Origin of the sequence: Ramlibacter sp., assembly GCF_035548915.1 — a bacterium.
Lineage (GTDB): Bacteria > Pseudomonadota > Gammaproteobacteria > Burkholderiales > Burkholderiaceae_C > Ramlibacter.
In genome coordinates this window covers 52,380-75,871 of sequence record NZ_DASZSE010000039.1, presented here as the reverse complement: position 1 = coordinate 75,871, position 23,492 = coordinate 52,380, and the positions used below count along the sequence as shown (strand labels likewise).

13 protein-coding genes are annotated in these 23,492 nt (G+C 67.6%); 1 reads left to right on the top strand and 12 read right to left on the bottom strand.

Annotated features, from left to right (window positions below; translation table 11 throughout):
• Positions 1-76 precede the first annotated feature (76 nt).
• From VHA82_RS14700 to VHA82_RS14690, 3 genes are read right to left on the bottom strand one after another with little or no spacing between them, the layout of a single operon-like run.
• Positions 77-7,315: an Ig-like domain-containing protein gene (locus VHA82_RS14700; RefSeq protein WP_325544956.1), complete on the bottom strand. Its 7,239-nt coding sequence runs from the start codon at positions 7,313-7,315 to the stop codon at positions 77-79.
• Positions 7,316-7,371: 56 nt separating this feature from the next.
• Positions 7,372-9,408 (bottom strand): response regulator, encoded by a 2,037-nt coding sequence (locus VHA82_RS14695; RefSeq protein WP_325544954.1) that lies wholly within the window; start codon positions 9,406-9,408, stop codon positions 7,372-7,374.
• A complete protein-coding gene (locus VHA82_RS14690) occupies positions 9,405-11,321 on the bottom strand; it encodes a PAS domain S-box protein (protein ID WP_325544952.1) in 1,917 nt (638 codons plus the stop codon). The genes VHA82_RS14695 and VHA82_RS14690 overlap by 4 nt, the downstream gene beginning before the upstream one ends.
• 187 nt (positions 11,322-11,508) lie before the next feature.
• Here VHA82_RS14690 and VHA82_RS14685 point away from each other — a divergent pair, with 187 nt between their 5' ends.
• Complete coding sequence (locus VHA82_RS14685; protein WP_325544950.1) at positions 11,509-12,312, top strand: response regulator transcription factor; 804 nt, start codon at positions 11,509-11,511, stop codon at positions 12,310-12,312.
• 88 nt (positions 12,313-12,400) lie between these two features.
• Here the strand turns inward: VHA82_RS14685 and VHA82_RS14680 are convergent, their stop codons facing one another.
• The 9 genes from VHA82_RS14680 to VHA82_RS14640 form a co-directional block, all read right to left on the bottom strand.
• Positions 12,401-17,041 (bottom strand): hypothetical protein, encoded by a 4,641-nt coding sequence (locus VHA82_RS14680; protein ID WP_325544948.1) that lies wholly within the window; start codon positions 17,039-17,041, stop codon positions 12,401-12,403.
• A gap of 12 nt (positions 17,042-17,053) precedes the next feature.
• Positions 17,054-17,521 (bottom strand): CesT family type III secretion system chaperone, encoded by a 468-nt coding sequence (locus VHA82_RS14675; RefSeq protein WP_325544945.1) that lies wholly within the window; start codon positions 17,519-17,521, stop codon positions 17,054-17,056.
• A gap of 97 nt (positions 17,522-17,618) precedes the next feature.
• Positions 17,619-18,632, bottom strand: a complete 1,014-nt coding sequence (locus VHA82_RS14670; RefSeq protein ID WP_325544943.1) for an FHA domain-containing protein — start codon at positions 18,630-18,632, stop codon at positions 17,619-17,621.
• Between the two features lie 49 nt (positions 18,633-18,681).
• Positions 18,682-18,912, bottom strand: a complete 231-nt coding sequence (locus VHA82_RS14665) for a hypothetical protein (protein WP_325544941.1) — start codon at positions 18,910-18,912, stop codon at positions 18,682-18,684.
• A gap of 33 nt (positions 18,913-18,945) precedes the next feature.
• Entirely contained in the window at positions 18,946-19,203 is a 258-nt protein-coding gene (locus VHA82_RS14660) for a hypothetical protein (RefSeq protein WP_325544938.1), read from the bottom strand.
• A gap of 59 nt (positions 19,204-19,262) precedes the next feature.
• A complete protein-coding gene (sctD, locus tag VHA82_RS14655) occupies positions 19,263-20,606 on the bottom strand; it encodes a type III secretion system inner membrane ring subunit SctD (protein WP_325544936.1) in 1,344 nt (447 codons plus the stop codon).
• Between the two features lie 4 nt (positions 20,607-20,610).
• Positions 20,611-22,734 (bottom strand): type III secretion system export apparatus subunit SctV, encoded by a 2,124-nt coding sequence (gene sctV, locus VHA82_RS14650; RefSeq protein ID WP_325544934.1) that lies wholly within the window; start codon positions 22,732-22,734, stop codon positions 20,611-20,613.
• Between the two features lie 3 nt (positions 22,735-22,737).
• Entirely contained in the window at positions 22,738-23,088 is a 351-nt protein-coding gene (locus VHA82_RS14645) for a tetratricopeptide repeat protein (RefSeq protein ID WP_325544932.1), read from the bottom strand.
• 8 nt (positions 23,089-23,096) lie between these two features.
• Positions 23,097-23,489, bottom strand: coding sequence for a hypothetical protein (locus tag VHA82_RS14640; protein WP_325544930.1), 393 nt, complete (start codon positions 23,487-23,489; stop codon positions 23,097-23,099).
• Positions 23,490-23,492: the final 3 nt, after the last annotated feature.

Below are 23,492 nucleotides of genomic sequence, written 5' to 3'. Positions count from 1 at the left end.
TTCCATGCGTTCCCGGCCCGTTGGCCAAATCCTTCTCAACTCGCCGTCGCGTCGCGCGTCTTCCTCCGCCCAGGCGTCAGAAGGGCCGCGCGATGGTGGCCTTCTCTCCCGAGGACAGCTCCACGCGCCGCTCGCCCCAGGCCGTGCGCAGCGTCTGGGAACCGCGCTTCAGCTGCGCGCTGAAGCTTTCCGCGCCGCGCCGCTGACCCTGCCCCTCCTTCTTCGCATCCTTCTGCCCGGCCGCCGGCTCCTTCGCCGGCTGCGCGGTTTCCTTGCCGTCGCCCGGCATATCCTTTGCCGCGGGGACGAAGACCTTGTCGGCATCCGCGCCGGCATGGCTTTGCGCTTCGGCGTTCCAGGGCGCCAGCGCGAGCGGCTGGTCGCCGCCGCGCAGCAGGCCGAGCCCGATCGTGTCGGAGAGCGGATTGCCCGCGGCCTGGAAGTCCGCCGTCGGCGCCTTCATGCCGAGGAGCAGCGATTCGGCCTGCGCCGCGCGCACCGAACTCTGCACACTCAGATCGACGCCGAGGGAGAACGGCTCGTGCCGCACCGCCTGCTGGCCGAAGAGCGCATCCGGAAACACGTCGCCCCCGGCGGCGAACGTGATGTCCGGCCGCGGCGCGCCGGTCACCTCGCCCGCATCGGCGACGTCGGCCGCATCGGACGGCACGCCCAGGAGCTGGGATTCGTTGTGGATCTCCGCGACCGTCCAGAGCACCGGCAGCGACGCCGGGGGCGTCGGCGGCAGGCCCGCGTCCGTGGCGCGTCGCGCGCCGATCTCGGCGTTGTCGGGACGCCGCACGGGAATGTATTCGACGTGGTCGTCCGGCGGTGGCGGCGTCTGTCCGGACTCGCCGGCCGCCACGTGAATCGTGCCAGTGGCGGGTGTCGCGTCGCTCGCGCCGGCATTGTCCGTGACCGTGAACCTGAACGTCGTCGTGCCGTTGAAGCCCGCGTCCGGCACGAAGTAGAGCGTGGCGGCGCTGCCGCCCAAGACGTCGCCGGCTTCCACCGGCGTCGCCTGGCTCGTGTACAGCTTGCCGTGGTCCGGCAGGCTCTCGACCGTGACGCTCGCGATCGTGCCGTCGCTGTCGGTGCCTGTGAGCGTGACCGCGATGGGCGGATCGCCGGCGGTCGTGTCCGCCGACGTGTCGGTGGCCACGGGAGGCGTGTTCACGGGCGGCGGCTCGATGACCTCGGCCACGTGGATCGTGGCGGTGGCCGGTGTGGCGTCGCTCGCACCGTCGTTGTCGGTGACGGTGAAGTGGAACGTCGTGGTGCCGGCGAAGTCGTCGTCCGGCACGAAGTAGAGCGTGGTGGACTTGCCGTCGAAGACCTCTCCACCCATCAAGGCCGGACCGCTCAGGCTGTCGCTGGCGTAGAGCTTGCCGTCGTGCGGCAAGTCCGAGAGAGTCACGCTCACGATCGTGCCGTCCCGGTCGGTGCCGGTCAGCGTCACGGCGATCGGTTCGGCGTTTTCATCGCCGTTGGCCGTGGTGTCCTGGGCCACCGGAGGATCGTTGACGGAGGCCACGCCGATCGTCGCCGTGGCGGGTGAAGCGTCGGTCGCGCCCTGGTTGTCGGTCACGGTGAAATGGAACGTGGTCGTCCCGTGGTAATCCGCATCCGGCACGAAGTAGAGCGTGGCGGAGCTGCCATCGAAGATGTGGCCGGGCTCCAGCGCGGCGCCGGTCCGGCTTTCGTTCGCATACAGCGTGCCGTGGTCCGGCAAGTCCTCGAGCGTCACGCTGGCGATCGTGCCGTCCTTGTCGGTGCCGGTCAGCGTAACGGGAATCGCGACGGCGTCCTCGTTGCCGTTGGCAGTCGTGTCGGTGGCGACCGGCGGGTCGTTCACCGGCGCCACCTGGATCGTCGCCGTGGCGGGTGAGGCGTCGCTCACGCCTTCGTTGTCGGTGACGGTGAAGCGAAACGCCGTCGTGCCGTTGTAGTCCGCGTTCGGAACGAAGTAGAGCGTGGCGGCGCTGCCCTTGAAGACTTCGCCTGGCGTGACCTGCGTCGTCAAGCTCGCGCTCGTGTACAGCTTGCCGTTGGCGGGCAGGCTCTCGAGCGTGACGCTCGCGATCGTGCCGTCGCTGTCGGTGCCGGTGAGCGTGACCGGGATCGACGCGGCGTCCTCGTTGCCGGCGCTCATTGTGTCCTTCGCGATGGGCGCGTGATCCACCGGAGGCGGAGGCGGAGGCGGAGGCGGAGGTGGCGGAGGCGGAGGCGGAGGCGTCTCGGCTACGCTCACGCTCACGGTCGCCGCGTCGGAGTACAGCGTGCCGTCGCTCGCCGTGTAGGTGAAGTCCGCGCTGCCATGGAAGCCGGCTGCGGGCGTGAAGGTAACCGTGCCGTCCGCATTGAGCACCGCGGTGCCGTTCGAGCCGCTCGCGACGCCCGCGATCGTGAGCGTGTCGCCGTCCGCGTCGGTGTCGTTGCCGAGCAGTTGCGACGCCTTGTAGGTCACCGCCACGTCCTGGTTCGCCGTGAGACTGTCGTCCTTCGCGATGGGCGCGTGATCCACCGGAGGCGGTGGCGGTGGCGGTGGCGGCGGAGGTGGCGGAGGCGTCTGGGCGACGGTCACGCTCACGGTCGCCGCGTTGGAGTCCAGGGTGCCGTCGCTCGCCTTGTAGGTGAAGTCCGCGCTGCCATGGAAGCCGGCTGCGGGCGTGAAGGTCACCGTGCCGTCCGCGTTGAGCACCGCGGTGCCGTTGGAGCCGCTCGCGACACTCGCGATCGTGAGCGTGTCGCCGTCCGCGTCGGTGTCGTTGCCGAGCAGTTGCGACGCCTTGTAGGTCACCGCCACGTCCTGGTTCGCTGTAAGGCTGTCGTCCTTCGCGACGGGCGCCACGTCGTCCGGCGTCACGATGACATCGACGATCGCCGGATCGGAGAAGACCTTGCCGTCCGTGACGGTGTAGAAGAACTGGGCGGTGCCGGTGAAGCCCGGGTCGGGCGTGAACGTGACTGTGCCGTCCGCGTTGAGCACCGCCATGCCGCCATTGCCGCTGTTGACGAACGCCACCGCCAGCGTGTCGCCGTTCGCATCGGTGTCGTTGGAAAGCAGCGCCGACGCGGGATAGGTCTTCGTCGTGTCCGGCGTATCCGTGAGGGTGTCATTGACCGCCTCCGGCGCATAGTTGACCGGCTCATCGACCGTGATGTTCACCGTCGCGGTCTCCGTCACGCCCTTGACCGTCGTCACCGTGTACGTGAAGCTGTCGGCCCCGCCTGCGTAGCTCGCGTCGGGCGTGTACTGGAAGGTCCCGTCGGGATTGAGTTTGAACGATGCGGCATGCGCGGGGCCGGTCGCAACCGTCACGGCCGGATTCTTGGTCGTGAACGTGTCGTTGGAAAGCACGTTGCCGTCCACTTCGGTGCCGGCAGGCGTCTCGAAGGGACCGTCGTCATATGCGTCCTGCGCCGAATTCACGAATGTCCCGACGCTGTTCTGCGTGGTGTTCGTGCCGTCGAAGACGGTCAGCGTGATCGTGTCGTCGCCGTTGAAATCCGGCAGGCCCTGATACGTGACGGACACCAGCGCAGCATTGATCTCGTCCGTGCTCCCGACGAAAACCAGCTTGTTCGTACCGTCGCCGCTCACGCCGGCGCCGCGCGTGCTCAGCGTGCCGTTCTGCACCGTGAGGGTTGCAACCAGAGCGTCGCCTTCGGCGTCCCACACCCCACACTGTCCAAGGGAGAACCGGATGTCCTCCCAGCGGGAAGGCTGTTCGAACGGCAGATTGGCCTCGGGGGCGTTGCCCCCGCCCGGCGCCGTCACCGTGAAAGTGATCTGGCCCGTCTCGACGGTGCCGCCCGAGGCCGCGGAGTACGTGATGACGTCCTGCCCCGTGAAGTCGTGGGCGGGCGTATAGACCGGGCTGCCGTCGGCATCGAACGTGAGCGTGCCGTGCGAAGGGCCGCTGTCGAAGGTGACCTGCGGCGAGGGCGCGGTGAAGGTGTCGTTCGCGAGCACGTCGAAGTGCACCGACGTGTTTGCCATCATCGTGACCGAGTCGTCCGCCACGTCGGGCTCGGAGGAGATGGCGATATCCGTCTGCGAACTCGCCGTCGAGCCGCCGGTCGTGGACGCCTGGATCGAAAGCGTGTCGGCCCCGTGGTAGTCCGCGGCCGGGCTGTACGTGAGCGTGTCGAGCGCGGCGTTGATCTGCGCCACGGTGCCCGCGAGCGTGAAGGTGCCGCTGTCGTTCGCGCCCGCCTCGATGCTCGCGCCGCTCACGTCCGTGTCCACGTGCAGCGTGCCGTGCGTCACCTTGAGCTGCACGCCGGAGATGTCCTCCACCGGGTCCGTCACCACCACCGCACCGGCGCCGAACGCGAGCGGGGTGTCTTCGTCGGCTTGAGCGCTCGACGCAGCCTTGAGTCCCACGGTATTTCCGCCGGTCTGTCCCGTTGAATCGACGGTCACCGTGGCCTTGGCGCCCGCCGGGTCGGTGGCAGCGAAGACGCTGTTGTCTCTCACCGTGAAGTCGAAGCTCGCGGTGCCCGCGTAGTCGTGGTCGGGCACGAAGTACATCGTGACCGACGAGCCGCCGTAGAACGTGCCGGCGACGGCAGGCGTCTGCAGGCTCGCATCGGAGTAAAGCGTTCCGTTGGCGGGCAGGTTGGAAAGCCGCACCGCGGTCACGGCGCCGCCCGCATCCGGGTCGGTGCCGGTCAGCGTGACCGCGATGCTCGTCGCGTTCTCCACGCCTTCGACACTGACGGGCGTCGCGATCGGGTTTCCGTTGACGAGAATCGGAACTGTGGCGGAGCCCGTGACCACGGCGTTCGACAGGGCGGACACAGTCAGAGTGTCGGAGCCGTGCCAGTTCGGGTCGGGCTGGTACGCGACGCCTTCCAGCGCGGATTCGTAGTCCCCGGGTGCGGCCGGGGTGCCGAGCGAGATCTGCAAACTGTTCGTGCCGCCCGTCAAGGTACCCACCCCCGGAACGGTGGTCGTGGCGCTGCCCCCGCCAATCAGCGTCGCATAGGGCGCATAGCTGTTCGGATACCACAGCGAGCCATGCTCGGCCGTCACCACATACCCGGTGATGCTGCTGTCGATGTCATAGGCGTCCGCACTGGTCAGGATGCGCCGAGCGGCCTGATTTTCCGTGCGGTTGACCAGCGCCGGCAGGTCGAACTGCGTCGGGTCGTCCACCGGATTCACCGCGATGTTCACCTGCTTGTGGGCCAGCTCGTTCGTGCCCGCGAGCGCGAGGATGTCCAGGTTGTCGCCACCGTTGTATTCGCCGGCCGGCGCGTATTGCAGGCTCGCGAGGGTCTGCGTGATTTCGGCCGGCGTGCCGGAGACGACGACCGTGCCGCTGTCGTTGCCGTTGGCCGTGGCGCTTCCGTCCGGATCGACGTGCAGGCTGCCATGCTGCACCGAGAGCTGCACGCTCGTGATGGTGGTATCCGCATCGGTGACGCCGATGGGCGTGGCGAGCGCGGTGTCTTCGTTCGTCGTGAACGGCTGATCCGCTCCTGTGACGACCGTGGCCTGCGTCTGCGGCGTGATCGTCACGGAGACGGTCTTCTGGCCGGTCTGCACGCCGTTGCTGAACGCCGTGACGTCCAACTGGTCGCTGCCGCCGTAGGCCAGCGCCGGCGAATACTTCAGCTGCGCGAGCGTCGCGTCGATGGCGGAGATTGTGCCGCCGATTTCGACCATGTTCGTCTGGTCGGCACCGCTCACGATCGTGGCGCCGCCCGCGAGCGTGACGAGGAAGGTGCCTTGCTGCGCGGACACCTTCACGCTCGTGATGGTCGTGTCCACGTCGGCCACGTTGATCGCGTTCGCGCCGGTGAACCTGAAGACCGTGCGGTCTTCCATCGTGAACGACGAAGGAGCGCTCACGACGGTGGGGTCGTCCACCGCGGCGACGTCGATAGGGACCGTAGTCTGTCCGTCCGCGCGCAGCACCCCTCCCGGCCCCGACAGGAAGGCCGTGACGACGAGCGTATCGCTGCCGTTGTAGTTGGCCGCCGGCGTGTACTGAAGGTTGGCAAGGACGGTGCTCAGGTCTGCGAAGTTGTAGAACACATAGCTGTTGCCCTCGCCGTTGGAGCCCCCGATCTGGTATTGCCGGCTGCTCGAGAGCGAACCGTGCGAGACGGAAACCCCGATGGCATCGATGCCGTCCGGGGCCGATGCCACGCTGATGCCGGCCAGGGCGACGGACGTGTCTTCGTTCGTGTCGAACGGAGCCGGAGGCGTGGTGAAGACAGCGGGGTCGTCCACGGCGGCCACCGTGATGCTGATCCCATCGACGTAGGAGCTCGAGTTGATGTAGACGTTGACTGCATCGCCGCCGTTGTAGTTGGCGTCGGGCTTGTACAGCACCTGCGACAAGGTGGCGTTGATCGCGTCCAGCGAGCCGCTGATGGTGACTTGATGGGTGTCGTTCCCCCCGACGCTGGCTCCGGGTGCGGCGGTGACTTCGAGGATGCCCCCCGTTGCCAACATCACGGAGCCGACCGTGTTGTCCGGATCGGACACGGCAATGGGGCCGACCTGGGTGAAGCCCGAGTCCTCGGACACGTTGAACGGCCCCCCGTGGGTGACAACGACGTCCAGCAAACCGTCGTACCCGGGTGCCTCGAGCGTCTTCGCTTCGATCGGACCGGTGGCCGATTCGAGCGCCCAGTTGCCGCCCTTCGAGGCGGCCCCCGTACTGTCCACGGAAGCCGCCACGTCCGCGCCCGTGAGCCGCGCGAGCGAATCGAGAAGCTGCTGCCCGCTGCTGCCCGCCGCCACGTCGCAGCCGTAGATGAGCAAATCCGCGTCGGCGCTCAGATGCGAGCCGATCTTTGCGAAGGCGTCGGCGTACTGCGCAAGCGTCGCCGCGTCGAGCACCGAAGCGCCCAGGCGCACCTCGCCGGGAGCACCGTGGCTCACGATGTGGATGGCCGACACGTCGCCGCGGCCGTCGAGCGCCTGCAGAATCTGCTGAACACCGTCGCGGGCGGGGTCGAGCACGATCACTTCGCCCTGCACGTTTTGCAGATAGGGCTGCACGCCCTGCGCGGCGGCGTCGACGAAGACCAATGGGCCCGCGCCGGCCGGCGCGGACTTCGCGGCGTCTTGCAACGGCGCAGCCTCGGCCGGCACATCGGCGCGCGATGGCGCGCCCGCAGGCGCGCGCGCATCGGTGCGCGACGGGACCATGCGCTCCGGCGTCGCGGGTGTCGACAGGTGGGAAGAATCCGACTCCCGGCCGCCCGCGGCGGCGGCCACGGCAGCGTCGAAGACGATGCGAGGCTCGAGAGCGAAGCGAATGGGGGCGATGCGTGCAAGGCGCTTTTTCATGCCTTGCAGCGTAGGAACTAGTTATCGGCTGCGCATCAGACTTAGGTATGGTTTGTCTAGGCCAGGAGACCTTCGATGGCCGCGCGCAGGCGCCCGGGCGGCAGCGGCTTGTACAGCAGCTTCAGCCCGTGCCGCCGCACTTCGCGCGCCGTCTGCAGCGACGTGTCGCCGCTCAGGAGCAGCGCGGGAAGCTTCTGCCCGTATTGCTTGCGAAGGCGCATGACGAGGTCGGTGCCCAGCTCGCCGTCGTCCAGGCGAAGATCGGAGATGACGAGGTCCGGTGCCGAGCCGCTCGCTTCGAGCAGCGCCTCCGCCTGCTGCCCGGACGTCGCCTTCGCCACGACGCATCCCCAGCGCTGCAGCACGCTGCAGGTCGCCTGCAGGATGTCGTGGTCGTTGTCCACCAGCAGCACGCCCAGCCCCGGGAACGGGCGGGCGCCATCTTCGTCGTGCATCTGCGGCACGAGCGGCGGCATGGCGACCGCGGGCTGCGTTCGCAAGGGAACGCGCAGCCAGAAGCGCGACCCCCGCCCCGGCTCGGAGCGCAGCCGCACCGTGCAGTCCAGAAGCGCCGAGCAACTGCGCACGATCGTGAGCCCGAGGCCGATGCCGCCCTGGTGGTCGTTGCCCCGGTCGATGCGGAAGAACTCGTCGAAGATCGCCGCCTGGTGCTGGGCGGCGATACCCACCCCCGTGTCCCATACTTCCAGCTGCAGCGTGTCGCCGCGCTCGCGGCAGGCCACGAGCACGCCGCCGCGGTCGGTGTAGCGAAGCGCGTTGGCGACGAGGTTGGAGAGGATGCGCTCGAGCAGGCCGATGTCGCTGAAGACCACCGCCCGCGACGGCCGCACGTGAAGGCGCAGGCCCTTGCGCTTGGCCGCGCCTTCGAAGCCGAGCCGGATGCGATCGAGCACCGGCTGGAGATCGAACGACGTGAAGTTCGGCACGATCATGCCGTTTTCCAGCCGCGACATGACGAGGATCGAGTCGAGCAGGAGCTGCGTGGAGTGCAGCGCCGACTCCATGCGCGTCACGAGCTGCCGGGATGTCTCCGGCAGCTCGGTGCCCTTCAGGTTTTCCAGGAAGAGCGTGAGCGCGTGCATCGGCTGGCGCAGGTCGTGACTCACCGCCGCCATGAACCGCGACTTGGCCGCGTTCGCGCGCTCGGCGTCGCTTTTCATGGCGGCCTGCGTCGCGAGCTCCCGCACGCGTTCGCGGCCTTCCGCATCGAGCAGGAGCACGTCGTCCGAGCCCGTCTCCATCGCCCGGCGGAACCTCTCTTCGCTCGCGCGCAGCGCCGCGGCCGCGCTCTCGCGCGCGCTCACGTCCTTGCCGAGGCCGCGGTAGCCCATGAAGACGCCGTGCTCCATGACCGGCATGCCGCTGATGCTGATGTAAAGCGAAGGCGAGCCGCCGCAGCGGATCACGAGGTCGTGGAAGGCCTCGCGCGCATCCATGGCTTCGTGCAGCAGCTTCCAGTCGTTGTCGCCCGCGGCGCACCAGCGCACTTCCCACCAGCGCCTGCCGATCAGCGTCGCCGGGTCCACGCCGCACTTGTCGGCAAGCCCTTCGGACAGGAATGTGAAGCGCCGATCGGCGTCCTGCTCCCAGTACCAGTCCGACGAGAGCTCGGCCAGGCTGCGAAAGCGCGCCTCGCTCGTGCGCAGCGACGTCTCGTTCAGTTTGCGCTCGCGCGCGTACTGCATGCTCTTCACGAGCAGGCGGCCGGAGAGTTCGTGCTTGTCGAGGAAGTCCTGCGCGCCCGACTTCACGGCCTTCAGCCCGAGCTGCTCGTCGCGGTTGCCCGTGAGCACGATCACGGGCAGCGCATGGAAGCTGTTCTGGATCTTGTAGAGCGTGCCGAGGCCGAAGCTGTCGCAAACCGAGAGGTCGAGCAGCACGACGTCCGGCGCGCGTTCGGCGATGAGCCGCAGCGCCTCGCCCACCGATTCGCCCACGCGCAGGTCGAAGCGGTCGCGCCCGAGCTGCTCGGCGAGCAATGCGCGAATGAGGCGCGCGTCGTCGGGGTTGTCCTCCACGAGGAGGATGTCGTCTCTCGGCGCGCGTGAAGCGTCGTTGCGCGGCGTGTTCATCGCGGATCGGCTCCGGGCGCCGCCTTCGGAAGCCGCACGCTGAAGCACGCGCCGCGCCCGGGTTGCGAATCGACCTCGATCCATCCGCCGTGCCGCTCCACGATCTTCTTGCAGATCGCAAGCCCCACGCCCGTGCCCTCGTAGCGCCCGCGCGGATGCAGCCGCTGGAAGAGAACGAAGATGCGCTTGAAGTGCTCGGCGGCGATGCCGATGCCGTTGTCCTCGACTTGCAGCACCCACGCCTCGGCCTCCTCGGCGCATCCGACCCGGATGCGCGGGGCCGCGTCGCCGCGGAACTTGAGGGCGTTGCCGATGAGGTTCTGGAACACTTGTGCCATGCTCTGGTCGCATTCGATCGTCGGCAGCGGCCCCCGCTCGATGGTGGCCCCGGCTTGCGCGATGGCGCTCGAGAGATTCGCCAGCGCGTCGTCCAGGAGCGAGTCGAGGCCCGCGAGCCGCATGGGGTAGTCGCTGCGGCCGCTGGACGCGTATTTGAGCAGATCGTCGATCAGGCGCCGCATGCGCTGCGCGCCCGCGAGGATCGCGTCCATGAATTCGCGCGCGCTTTCGTCGAGCCGTCCGGCCAGCCGCCGCTCCAGCAGCTGAGTGTAGCTCGCCACGGTGCGAAGCGGCTCCGACAGGTCGTGCGACAGCGCGTAGGCATACTCGCTCAGTTCTTCGTTGGAGCGGGTGAGCTCGCTCACGCGCCGGGCGATTTCCTGCTCGGCGCGGCGCCGCTCGGTCGCGTCGCGCACCGTGATCGCGATGATCCACTGCCCGCCGGAGAAGACGGCCTGGCGCTGCGACTCGGCGGGGAAGGTCGTGCCGTCGGAGCGCACTTCGGTGCGTTCCACGCGCACGATCCTCGGCGACATGGCGATCAGGCTGTCGTACTGCTGCTCCAGGTCGCTCTGCGGCGAGGGCTGGCGCAGCGTGCGCCGAAGCGGCAGGTTCAGCAGGTCGGCCCGCGCGAAGCGGTAGAGGCGGCATGCGGCGTCGTTCACGTCGAGGATGCGCATGCTTTCGCGCTCGATCAGGAACACCGCGTCCGCGCTCATGTTCACGAGCGAGGCGAACCGTTCGATGCGCGCTTGCTGCAGTTTCCGGTCGCTGATGTCGCGCAGGTTGGCGACGATCACCCAGCGCCCCTGCGAGAAGAGGCCCTGGCGGTGCACCTCGCAGGGAATCTGCGTGCCGTCGGCGCGCGTGACGGCAAGCTCCTCGATCATCACGCGCGGCGCCTGCGCGATCACGCGGTCGTAGAGCGCGCCCAGGTCTTCGAGCTTGCCGAGCGCCGAACTCGTCTGATTGGGCCGGCGCTTCAGCAACTCTTCGCGCGTCATGCCGAGCAGGCGGCACGCGGACTGGTTGAAGTCCAGGTACGTGAGCGTTTCGCGGTCCACGAGGAAGAGCGCATCGGCGCTCAGGTCGAGCGCGGAGGCAAACCGTTCCAGCCGCGCCTGCGAGCGCTTGCGCTCGGTGATGTCGCGCGCGACCACGCTGATGAGCCAGCGGCCGTCGGCGTTCACGGCGCGCCGCGAGAACTCCAGCACGCGGTCCGAACCGTCGGGGTGGACGAAGTTCTCCTCCTCGATCACCACTTCGGGATGCCGCGCGATGATGTCCTCGTACTTCGCCTGGAGTTCGGGCGCGGGCATGCGCGCCGCGGCCGCGGGACCGCGCGCGAGCAGTTCGTCGCGCGACAGGCCCGTGAGGCTGCAGGCCGCGTCGTTGAAGTCGATGAACCGCATCGCGCGAGGGTCGATGAGCGACAGCGAATCTCCGACTTCGGCGAGCGCCGTGCGAAAGAGCCGCACGCGCGCGCGCTGCTGCGCCATGCCCGCGCGCAGTTGCGCGAGTTCATGGTCGCAAACGGCGGGGATCGGGTCGGCCGAAGGCAGCGGAGTCGTCATCGCGGCGGGGAAGTCCCATTCATTAAGACTTAATGTATAGGAACTGCCGATCGGGCGTGCAATCGGCCTCCCCGCCTAGACCATCGTCTGATGCGAATTCGCCCGCGTCTTCGTATCTTTGCTCGCAGGGGAGTCGGCAAGAACGAACAAGAGCAAACCAGCCGCGCAAGGTCAATAGGTGAGGCAGATGATTTCCTCGACATACATGCAAGAGACCGGATCGAATGCCCTGGATCTCACGGTGCTGATCGCCGACGATCACGCCATGGTGCGGGAGGGCCTGAAGCTCTCGCTGGAACACCTGAGTGCCGCCGTGAAGGTGATCGAGGCCGACGCGCTCGATTCGGCCGTCGCCGCCTATCGGGCCCATCCGGATATCGACCTCGTGCTGCTGGACCTGAGCATGCCCGGCAGCGGCGCATCGACGGCGCTCGACGGCTTCGTGCAAAGCTGCCCCGACGCCCGCATCGTCGTCGTGTCCGCCACGTACGACATGGCCACGGTGCAGGCCGCATTTCGCAAGGGCATCCTCGGCTTCATCCCGAAGCTCGCGGGCAAGGCCGCCTTCCTGGGTGCGCTGCGCTTCGTGCTGAATGGCGGCATCTACATCCCTCCCGAGGCGCTGATCCCCGCTGCCACGCATGCGTCGCAGGCGCTCGATGCCGCGATCGCGGCGCCGGCTGTGCAGCACCAGGAGCCCGTGGCCGCGGTAAAGACGCTGCCGCGCCCGGCGCCGCGCGACACCGGCCCCAAGGCCGCCAAGCTCACGGCTCGCCAGATCGACGTGCTCGCGCAACTCCTGGACGGCAAGGCCAACAAGCAGATCTGCCGCGAGCTGAACCTGGCGATGGGCACGGTGAAATGCCACGTCGGCGCGATTCTCGGCGCGCTGGAAGTCAACAGCCGCGCCGAAGCGATCGCCGCGGCGGACAAGCGCGGCTGGCGGCAGTGGCTCGCCGAGGCGCGGCTCGAGATCCAGCAGGCCGCCTGAGGCTTCTTTCGCATCGCCGCCCGCCGGCGAGCGGGCCGGTCGCTTCGCACCCACTCTCACTACGGCCTGCAGCCGCATCGAGCGGCGGTCAGTGCTTGCCTTCATGCGGTTGCTTCGGCCGCGCGTTGTGTTCGATGGTCACCATGCTCGTGGGCTTGTAGGCGCCTGCGTCGTTGATCGCGAGTTCGAAGCCGAGCTTGCATACCGAGCCTTCATCGAGTTCCACGTGCTTTCCATCTGCGAGAATCAGGAACTCCGCGTTGCGAATCTCCTTGGTGAATCGCACGAGCATCTCGCCGGACTCGAACCGGACTTCGAAGGTCCAGGTTTCATCCCCCCCCACCGGGTAGCCCGACCTGCCGTCGATGAGCTGGTAAGGAGGCTCGCCGTGAAACTCGCTCTGCGGTTCGTACAACAACTGGATCCAGTCATCGACACCGCGCCGGTTCGCTAGCGCCGAAAATGTCATCAACTGAGCCGCTGTCGCGCCCCGCGTCCTCAGTTTGTCGATTGCCGCCTTCTTCCCCTCATCGCCGGCGCGGTCCCTGAGTAGCACGCCGTCCAGGTGGTACTGGCATCGATCGAGATCCGCCCAGAGCGCGCCTGTGACACCGGTGTTCTGCTTTTGATACTGGGCCTCGACCTGCTCGCCGCGGGTAAGCCTGTCGGAGTTGTCCTGGTAGAGACGGGCAAGATTGGCCCGCACCGCGTTATTCACGTTCGCGCTGGCGGCGCCACGCCGGACGACGACGTTGCCGTTCGGCCCGATTTCCAGGTTGAAGACGCGTCGAAGCACATTTCGCGTGGCACCGTCGATACTGGCGAGGGGGGGTGACGCGCTCGCAGCGGCCGGGCCGGAAGCCGGCGTGTCCTGCCCGCCGATCGGACGCTGGGAAAGGGCTTTGTCCCGGATCAGCTCTTGCAGAGCGAGCAGATCGTCGCGAGCGAGCGCGATCGGATGGGCGGCAGTGGCGTTGCCTTGTTCCGTCAGGGCCGCGATCGCCTGCGACAGCGCTTGCATCAGACCGATGAGCTCCGCAGCGGCAAACGCGTGCCTCAACTTGCCATGCCCCGGCGAAAAGTTCGCAAGCACCCGCTCGGCGTCGGCTCTGAAGCTTGCCGCGTGCGCCCGCGGATCGGGGTCGAGCTGCGCGGCCATCCTGAGCGACTGGAGAGCCGCGGCATGATCCGCCCGCATCAAGGCATCGCACGCGGACCTGATGCAGGCCACGCGGGCCTCGGACCTCGCCATTCGGGCGGCGTCGCCGGCACGCAGGGTGTCGAGCGCCTGGACGAAGGGCTCGATCAGATCGTCGATCGGGAATTTGCCCTGGGAAGCGGTGAGCAGCGACTTCGCGCTCTCCACGAGCTTCACGCGGACAGGTTCGAACTGGTGCCCGGGAACACCCGACAATACGAGTGCCGCGTATTGCGCTGCCGCGGGCGCGAGGAGACGGCTCACCAGGAATTCGGCCCGCACCTTTCGATGATCATCGTCCACGGCGGGGTACTTGTTGGCGACTTCTTCGAAGTGTTGCACAAGCACCGTGAAGGCCTTGACGCGGGCATCGGCTGACGGGTTCTCTTCCAGAAGACCCGAAGGCGGCAGGATTTTCAGCAGGGCCTCGAACGCAATCGAGGGGTCGATGCGATTGACTTGCGCGGGAGCGCCTCGATCCCCGCGGCGCAACGGTGCGACTGGTGCGACTGGTGCGATGCTCTGGCCTGCCATTATCACGAAGTCGCGAGCCGCCTTCGCTCTCGCATGAGCCATCCGCACATCCTCCACTCGATGCAGTGTCGAGGCCTGCCGCGCCGCGGTTGCCGCGATGGCCCGCGCGTGTTCGACTTGCGCCGCCAACTGGGTCCCGAGACGAGCGCCGTGCACCGCGGCGGCAGGTGCCGCGGCTTCATGGTCGAATTGCTCAGCCTGCTGGGCAAGTGTTCGTATCTCCTCCCGTCTCCTGCGGTCCGCTGCCATGGCGAAAGGGAAAAGCCCGGCGACACCCGCTGGAAGCTCGCCAGTCGGCGGGAGGCCCTCGGGCGGCGCGCCCGAGGCGGCCGGCACGGGGCGTCCGATGCTCAGAACATTGCGCGTCGCATCGCGCATTGCCTCGAGGTCGGCGACGATCCCGCGAATGCATTCGGCGTCGTCGCTCTCCAGCGTGGCGAGGTCCCTCAGGCTGTCGAGGAGCGCCTGCATCTCGCGGGAATGCACGCGTGCGGCCACCGCGAGCCGATCACGTTCAGGAAGTGCCCTCACGATTTCCATCACGTGGCGCGTCAACTCCTCGGCGGAGTCCGGGAAGTCGGCCGGGGGCCGACGCGCCAGGACAAGCGCCTGAAGCACGCTCCGGAGATCACCCCCTGAATTCATGGCGTTGATGGCTGCGATCAGGTGGGCACCGTGCAGTCCGCGCATGATGAGGTCGCTCGCATCGCGCATGCCGACCGTCTCGAGGAATTTCTGCAGCCGGTCAAACGACGCGAACCCGCCCCGCGGGAAGCGGCCCTCGAGAAGTTGCGTTCGCACCGGCAGCCACAGGGCTGCATCTTGCAGTTCCTCGTGCACGCAGGCACTTTCCAGCGCCCCGATGTCTGCGGCTTCCAGTGCGTTCCTGAACGCCTCGACGATTGCTCCGTCCCGATGTGCGAGCAGGGACGGCGAATCCGAGTCGCCGGGGGCAACGGAGAACGAACGCGGGCGGATACCGAAGCTGGAGTTCGAACCGTAGCTCGACGAACTGGAGCTTGACGAGCTGGAGCTTGACGAGCTGGAACTAGACGAACTGGAGCTTGACGAGCTGGAGCGTGACGAGCTGGAACTCGACGAACTCGAACTCGAACCGGAGCTGGAGCCAAAAGCAGAACCCGACAGACTGGACCGGGGACCCATGTTGGAACCCGTGCCCGAGCTGGAACCCAGCACGGACCTCGAGCGGTAGCGCGTGTGGTGGGAGTTGTTCGAGGGCAGGTTTCTCACCAGCCTCAACAGCGCTTCGTTGAAATATGCCGCCCTTTCCGCTTCTTCGCGCGCCAGCGCGCGTGCATCCGCGTTGCCTTGTTCGGCCGCGTCCTTCACCCGCCGCAGTGCGCTCGTCGCCGCGACACTGTTGCGATTGGCGTGGGCAACCAGCCAGTCGCGGTGAGGCTGGCTCAGCGACTGGGGCAACCTCTTTTCCAGAAGCTCCGCATTGCGCGCGGCGTCCTCCATGCAGCTCTGCGCAATGCGGACATCCCGCGCCTCGGGCGTTTCCGCAGGCTTCTCGGACTGCCGCCCCGGCTCGCTCATGTTCTGGGCGACGTGGGCTCTCAGCGAATCCAGGATGTCGCCGATCTTCATGCCGTTTTCGAAATCGGCCCACCATTTGTTCCAGTCGAGCCCGCCCACCTGTCGACGAACTTCCTCGGTGAACTGACCGTACGTCACAAAGTGATGGCGGAATTCGATCAGGATCATGAAGAGACCCGCCGCCAGCTGCGCGTTGAAATGTTCCCGGCTGCCCTCCGGAAACATGCCGGCGCGGGCCGCGGCGGCCTCCGCCGGCGCGAAGCCGAACATGCGCATGGCGGCATGGTCCCAGATTCGATTCCAGTTCTTGTCCCAATCTTCGGAATTCCATCGAACCTGCCCGTGTTCGTCTTCGGTGAACCCGAAGTTCGCCCGGATCTGCTTGAGGCCTTCCCTGGTGAACCCCTTGCCCGGCTGGTAGTGAACCGAACAGTCGAAAAGAATCGCCATCGACGCGAGCCAGAGCGGGATCTGCAGGTCGTCGAATTCCTCGTTGAGCCAGGAGCTGGCACCCGCCCCAAGCGCTTCCATGAACAATCCCATCCACGAGTCGGGGTCCATGCCGGAGCTGAACGCATCGCCGAGCGCCGACTTGCCGTAAGTCTGGTGCGCGATGCTCGTGCCTCCATAGCAAAGACTGGCGCCGAACGTGCGCCACACGTCCAGCCGTTCCTGCGCCTCCCGTTTCATCGGGTAGCCGTCCTTCACCGGGACCGCCGCGCCCGTCACGCCCTGGAACACGGTGATGTTCACGAAGTCGCGAATGAGCGCGGCAAAGAGCCGGAAGAATTCGCTCACCAGTTGCCGCTTCAGCGTTTCCAACTGATCTTCGGACTTGGACTGCGATGCGAGCAAGATGGCGTTGGCCAGAGGGATGCCGGCGCCGTACCCGACGCCCGCGGCCTTGCACAACCACAGCCAGCTGTCCTTGACTCCGAATCGCAATCCCACCAGCTTGCCCGCGCGCGCGCCCGACTTGCAGCCAAGCACGGCCACGCCCGCCGCGGCCAGCGGCACCGCGACAATTGCCGGGAGAAAATAGATGGCGGTCGCGGTCCCCACGGCGCCAAGCACTTGGCCGAGTCCATGCGCCGTGCCTGCCTTGCACATGCCCCAGAGCGACGCCTTGAAGGCATTGGCGCAAGTCTTGCGGCGAGGCAGACGGGGCCGGAATTGCGGCTGCGACTGCGCGGGTGCGGACTGCCCGCTCTGGAAGTGAAATATGGGCGCCCCTTGGTCTCCCAACTCGACAACGACTTCCGGTGGTTTGCCATTCGGGTCCTGTTCGCGAGCGATGCGAATGAACGTCGTCCCCTGGCGCCCAAGCCCCGGCCCTCCCGGAGTCCGGGGCGTCCCGGTCGCGGTGGTCGCGGTGGTCGCGGTGGTCGCGGTGGTCGTCGTAGTCGCGGTGGTCCCGGTGCAGCTCTTGCTATCCATGTCCGCGAACTCCTATGCGAGCTGATGCACACCGAACACGGGATCGTCCACTTGCAGTTGCGCCAGTTCAGGATCGGCACGCCACATCCTCGCAAGCCCGACCAGTCTCCTCATCTCGGAAAGCGCCTCGACCGCATCGACATGCGACAGATCGATCACCTTGCGCAAGACAATCTCGCCGCTTGCCGGGTTCATGCCGAACACCGGCGCGTCCGCGGCCAGCAAGGAGAAGTTCGCTTCCGCCAGATTGCGCAGGACATCCAGTTCCTTGTCCTCGGGGACGGCGCCGAAGCCGACGAGAACGAATGCGTCCTGGTTGTCGCCGTCGGCGCCCGGCAGGTGCACGACGTCGATGGTCACGTCCTCGAACGTGAAGTGGAAGGCCAGCATGCCGTTCGCATCGGGTGCGAGTTCCGGTGTCTGCGCGCCCGCGGTGGTGCAGAGCGCTTCGGCGAATCGCGTGAAACTGTCGAACGACACGATGGCCTCCTGCGAAAAAGCGTATTTCGAAAGCTAAGTAACGGACCCTTTCGCCCGGTTCCCACCCAAGACCAACGGGTTTATCCGGAGTTGCTCTTCAGTAGCCGTAGCGCACGCGCAAGCCGTCCGAAAACACGAGCTCACCGTCGCGAATGGCAACGAGCGTGCGGCCGTCGAGCACGCCGCCCGGAGCGACTCGCCTGCCGCCCGCGGTGACGATGTAGGGAAACGGTCCGGCAACCACGGACTCGATCTGCGACTCCACCGGATCGCGCTCGCGCTCGGCGGGCATCGCAACGCGAGGCGCGAGCGTGGTGTCGGCGCCGGTGCGCTGCTCGTCTTTCGACCGTGCCTCTTGCGGATGGGCACGCCCAGCTTCGACGGGCTCGACATGCGCGGCCGTGCTTTCGGACTCCGATGCAACGCGCGCTGCCACGCGCGCCGGTTCACGCACGGTCGTGGCGCTTGCCGCGGGTCGCGCTCGAGCCGCTTCACGCGAGCTGCTGCTCGCGGTGCGCGAGACGGGCGCGCTCGCCTCGATCGGCCGATCGCTGCGGACGGTCAGCCAGGCGGCCACGGCCGCGCCCATTGCCAGCGTGGCTGCCGATCCAAGAAGCAACACCGCAATTGCGCTGCGCGCCTTCGGCGGGCGGCGTCGCCTTCGCAGCTGAAGCGGAACCGGAGTCGGTGAGGGGGCGTGCGACGCCTGGGGCGCGACGGGCTGGGCAGGCTCCGGCGCAACGAGATGCGCGTCGGGCTCTTCGAGCGCGTCATCCTCCGGCCACGGTGCATCGACGCTTTCCACCGTGAGCTTGACGCGGCCGAGCCGCAGCACCGTTCCCAGCTCGACGGCCTGCCCATCCGCAATCTCGGCGCGGTCGAGCGTGAAGACTTTGCCTTGCAGCGGCACGACGTGGATGCCGCCCTCGTCGGCCGAGAGGGCCGCGTGCTCGGGCTCGATCTGCGTGCCCGCGAGCAGGATCGCGCAGACGTCACCCGTGCCGAGCCTGTACTCGCACCCAGCCTCGAGCGGGAGCGTGCTGCCCGCCTGCGGTCCGTGCAGGACGCGCAGCTCGAAGGCGTCGCCCTCCGCCGCATGATCGGCGGTCATCTGGAGCCTCTGCGCCTGCCGGCCGCCGGTCTCGCCCGCGGCGGCGAGGTCAGTTGGCCTTCTGGATGATGCCCTTGAAGATGTCGCCGAGCATCTTCACGATGGAAGCCCACTCGGACGTCTTGAATTCGGTCTTCTGGGCCAGCACGTCCAGCGCAAGCATTTCCTTGGGCGTCGCATCCGGGCTGACGTTGTCGACGGCCGTGTCGAGATCGTCCTGCGCGGATTGGACCTGGCTGGCCGATTGGATCCCGATGTTGTCGAAATTGAATCCGGGCATGTGCTGCTCCTTGAGTGACTGGTTCCGCGCCTCTCACCGGCGCCTGGCGATGAATGACGCGGCGGCCTCGTCCCTGGCTTGGGGCAAGGTCTCCACGATGCGAATGGCCGCGCCCACCGCCACGCCTGTGGCCTGCAGCCGGCGATACGTGTCGCGATCGCACAGCTGGCGCTTCGCCGCGAGACAGGCATCGAGCATGCCGCGCAGCTTCGCGAGCAGCGCCTCGCGGCGCTCGCCCGTCGTGTCCTCGAGCAACCCGGCGTGCAGATCGGTGAGCGGAAGGGGGTTCATGTCTACTGAGTAACAGCAGGTCGATTTCGGTTCCAACCACGCGTTGGCGAATCGGGAAATCAGTTCGCGTAGCGCATGCGCGCGCCGTCGGAGAACACGAGTTCGCCGTCGCGGATGGCCACGAGCGTGCGCCCTTCGAGCACGCCGCCAGGCGCGATGCGCCGTCCCGCCGCGGTGACGACGTACGGAAACGCGCCGCCCACCACGGTCTCGATCTGGATCGGGCCGATCTCTTCTCCGCGCTCGGGCCGCACGTGGGCCGTGATGCTGAGGAGGCTGCCGTATTCGCGCGTGAAGCCGGCGAAGACGTTTTCCCACGTCCGCACTTCCGGCTGTGCGAGCACGGCTTCGAGCTCCATCTTCGGTTCGCGCTGGGTCACCTTGAATTTCGAGGCGAGGCCGGCGCCGCGAAGCTGTTCCTCGAAACGCGCGGCGAGCTCGGGCCGGGTGAGGATCGAGAATTCGATGGGCCCGGCGCCCGCGAAGCGCTTGCGCGCCGCATCGATCACGGCCGCGGCCGCGGCCTCGGTCGCGGCCGCGCCGACGATGCGCACGGCACCGTCGCGGCCCGGTTGCGAGCGCAGTTCCATCTCGCCGGGCACGTAGTGCGCCTCGACGAAATCGAGCACGGCAGCGGCTCGTTCGGCGGGGGTCATGAGAGCGGAGTTCGCAGCGGAAGGATCGCCTCGCGCGGCGTTCGGCGCGGCGGCGAACCGCGCCCCGAGAGCATCGGCCGCCCGCAGCGCGAGCTTCGGTTCGGCCGCGGTCCCGGCCGCGGCCGCCGTTTCGGGCGTCGTTTCGGGCGTCGTTTCGGCCGTCGTTTCCGGCGCGGGGTGCTGTTGTGTCCCGTCCGATGTGACCCAGGCGGCGAGCGCAGCCCCGACCATCAGCATCGCCGCACCGCCGAGCAGCAGCTGCGGCACGAATGCGCGCACGCCGGCGGCTCGCGCCTTGCGCCGCGCTTTGCGCCTGGGCGCCGGCTGCACGACCTTCACAAGGGTTTCGGGTTCGGCTTCGGCAACCGCCTGCGCTGGCTCCTCCTTCGCGACGGCCACGACGTCGGGTTCCTCGAGCGATTCCTCCGAAGGCCACGGCGCATCCACGCTGTCGACGGTGAGTTTTACCCGCCCCACCCTGAGCACGGTGCCGAGCACGACAAAGCGTCCGGGCGACACTTCGACGCGGTCGATGCTCATCACCTTGCCTTCGATCGGCGTCACGCGGATGCCGGTCGCATCGACCGTGAGCTCGGCGTGTTCCGCCTCGATCTGCGTGCCCGCGAGGAGCACCGCGCAGTTGTCGGCGGTACCGAGCAGATAGGTTTCGCCCTCCTCCAGCGGCATGGAGCTGCCCGCCTGCGGGCCGTGCAGGATGCGAAGCTCGAGCTCTCGCGATTCGTTCATGGCGTCAGACCTCGATCCGCGCGAGCGGCTGGATGTTGATTTCCTGCGTCAGCTCCTGATACGAGAGTACCGGGAGCTCGGGCAGGTCCTGTTCGAGCAGCTTTCTCATGTAGCGGCGGATGTCCATGGACGTGAGGAGCACGGGCCGCTGCGCCGCGGCGGTGGGGTCGCCCACGGCGGACTTGATCGCGTTCGCGATGCGCTTGGATGCCGCCGGATCGAGCGCGAGGTACGAGCCGGCGGAAGTCTGGCGGATCGCGCCGCGCATTTCGTCCTCGATGGCGGGCGACAGCAGATACGCGGGCAGCATGTTCTGCCCGGCGGAGTACTTGTGGCTGATGTAGCGGCGCAGCGCCATGCGCACGTATTCGGCGAGCAGCACCGGGTCCTTTTCCTTCTGGCCCCATTCGACGAGCGCTTCCATCACCGTGCGAACGTTGCGGATCGAAATCTCCTCCGACACGAGCCGCTGGAGGATTTCGGCGATCTTGTGGATCGGCATCACGCGCGTGATCTCCTTGCCGAGTTCGGCGAACTTGCCCTCCATCTCGGAGAGGATCGTGCGCGTCTCCTGGATGCCGATGAATTCCGCCGCGTGCTTGCGCAGCACGAACGCGATGTGATAGCTCAGCATCTGCGTGGGCTCGAGAAACGGAATGCCGGCCTTCGCGAGTTGCGGCTTGAGGCTCGCGGGCGACCAGATCGTGGGCAGGTTCGGCAGGAACTTCTTGTCGGTCTCGTGCGGTATGAGCATGGCGCTCAGGTTGTCCACGCTCTCGCGAACGAGCAGATGGTCGGCTCTCAGGCGCCCCTGCGACACGGGAATCTCGCCCACGAGGATCGCGTAGGACTCCGCGGGGAGCTGGTCGTTGAAGCGCAGCTGCAGCCCCGGGAACACGACGCCGAGGTCGAAATAGAGCGCGCGGCGCACCTTGATCAGCTCCTCGTTGAGCATCTCGGAGGAGAACACCTTCTGCAGATCCGAATTCACGTCGACCATCAGCGGCACGGTCGGCTGGAAGTTGTCGGCGTCGCCGGGCTTCGACTTCGCCTCCTTCGCGGCCTTGCCCGTCGCGAAGTCCACCGCCGGCACGGTCGTGACCTTGCCCGTCTTCGCGTCGACGACGCGCGTCTCGCCCCGGAAGAGCGTGTAGCCGAGCGTGCCGAGGATGAGGGCGAGCGAGAAGAACGTGAACGTCGGCATGCCGGGGATCGCGCCGAACCCCATCATCACCGCCGTGCCGATCAGAAGCGCCTTCGGCTGCGAGAGCACCTGCGCGCCCACGTCGCGGCCCACGTTCGAGGGGCCTTCGCCGGTCGTCACGCGCGTGACGATCATGCCCGCCGCCACCGAGATGAAGAGCGCGGGAATCTGCGAGATGAGACCGTCGCCGATCGTGAGGATCGAGAACGTGCGCATCGCCTCCGAAGCGGTGAGGCCGCGCTGCATCGTGCCGATCAGGATGCCGCCCAGCAGGTTCACCGCCACGATGATGAGCCCCGCGATCGCGTCGCCCTTCACGAACTTCATCGCGCCGTCCATGGAGCCGTAGAGCTGGCTTTCCTTCTCCACGAGGCTGCGCCGCCGGCGCGCCTCTTCCATGTCGATCACGCCCGCGCGCATGTCGCCGTCGATCGACATCTGCTTGCCGGGCATCGCGTCCAGCGAGAACCGGGCGCCCACTTCGGCCACGCGCTCCGCGCCCTTGGTGATCACCACGAACTGCACGATCGTGAGGATCAGGAAGACGACGAGGCCCACGACCAGGTTGCCGCCGACCACGAAGTTGCCGAAGGTGAAGATGATGTGTCCCGCATCGGCGTTCAGGAGGATGAGCCGCGTCGTCGCGATGCCGATCGCGAGCCGGAAGAGCGTCGTCACGAGCAGCACCGAGGGAAACGACGAGAACGCGAGCGGGCTCGGCAGGTACATCGCCACCATGAGCAGCACCGCCGAGATGCACATGTTGATCGCGATCAGCGCGTCGATCAGCCACGTGGGCAGCGGCAGGATCATCATGAAGATGATGCAGACGATGAGCGCGGCGAGCACGAGGTCGTTGCGGCTGATCACCGCCTGGATCGCGCTTTGCAGGCGCGGTGCGATTCGCAGAGCGAGGGCTTGCATTTGTCAGCTCTCCAGGGTGTTCTGTTCGGCCGCGCGCTCCGCCGTGAAGCGGCTGAAGGCGCGTTCTGCTTCGGCCTGCCGCCCGGAGGCGACGAGGGCCTGGCCGTGCAGCAGGTGCAGCACGGGCGAGGGGTCGCCGCTGTCGCGCAGCTTGTCCAGCACGCGCGCGGCCTCCGAGGGTTGGCCCGCGCGCAGCGCTGCGAGCGCGAGCGAGCGCAGCGCGCGCCGGTCGTCGGGGGCGAGCACGCACAGCGCGCGCAGGATCACGAGCGCCTGGTCGGGCCGCCCGTGCAGCAGGAACACGTGGCCGAGCAGGCGCATCACGTCGAGGGAATCTTTCTGGAAGCGCTCCATGGTCTTCGCTATCCCTTCAGGAGCGCCTGGCAGTACATCTGCACGAGCTCGCGCAGCTGGGCCTGCTCGCCCATCAGCCTTCTCGCGCGGCGAAAGAGGTGCGCGTTGCGCGGGTCTTCCTCTTCGGCGGCCAGGAGGCTTTCCACGCCTTCTCGCAGCGCCTTTTCGAAGCGGTTGCGAAGCAGCACGGCGGGCTCGTTCACGAGCGGCGCGAGCTGGCTCGCGAGGTAGTCTTCCAGGTTCGGCAGCGCATAGAGCTGCTCGAGGCGCGGCTTCGTCGGGGAGAACGCCGGCGACAGTTCGGCCGAGGTGCCGGTGTCGACGCCGAGGTCGTCCGCGTGCAGGATCTTGTCGATCCCGCGGTCCATCGGAAAAGGCGTCTGGTGGCGGATGCGGCTCATGGG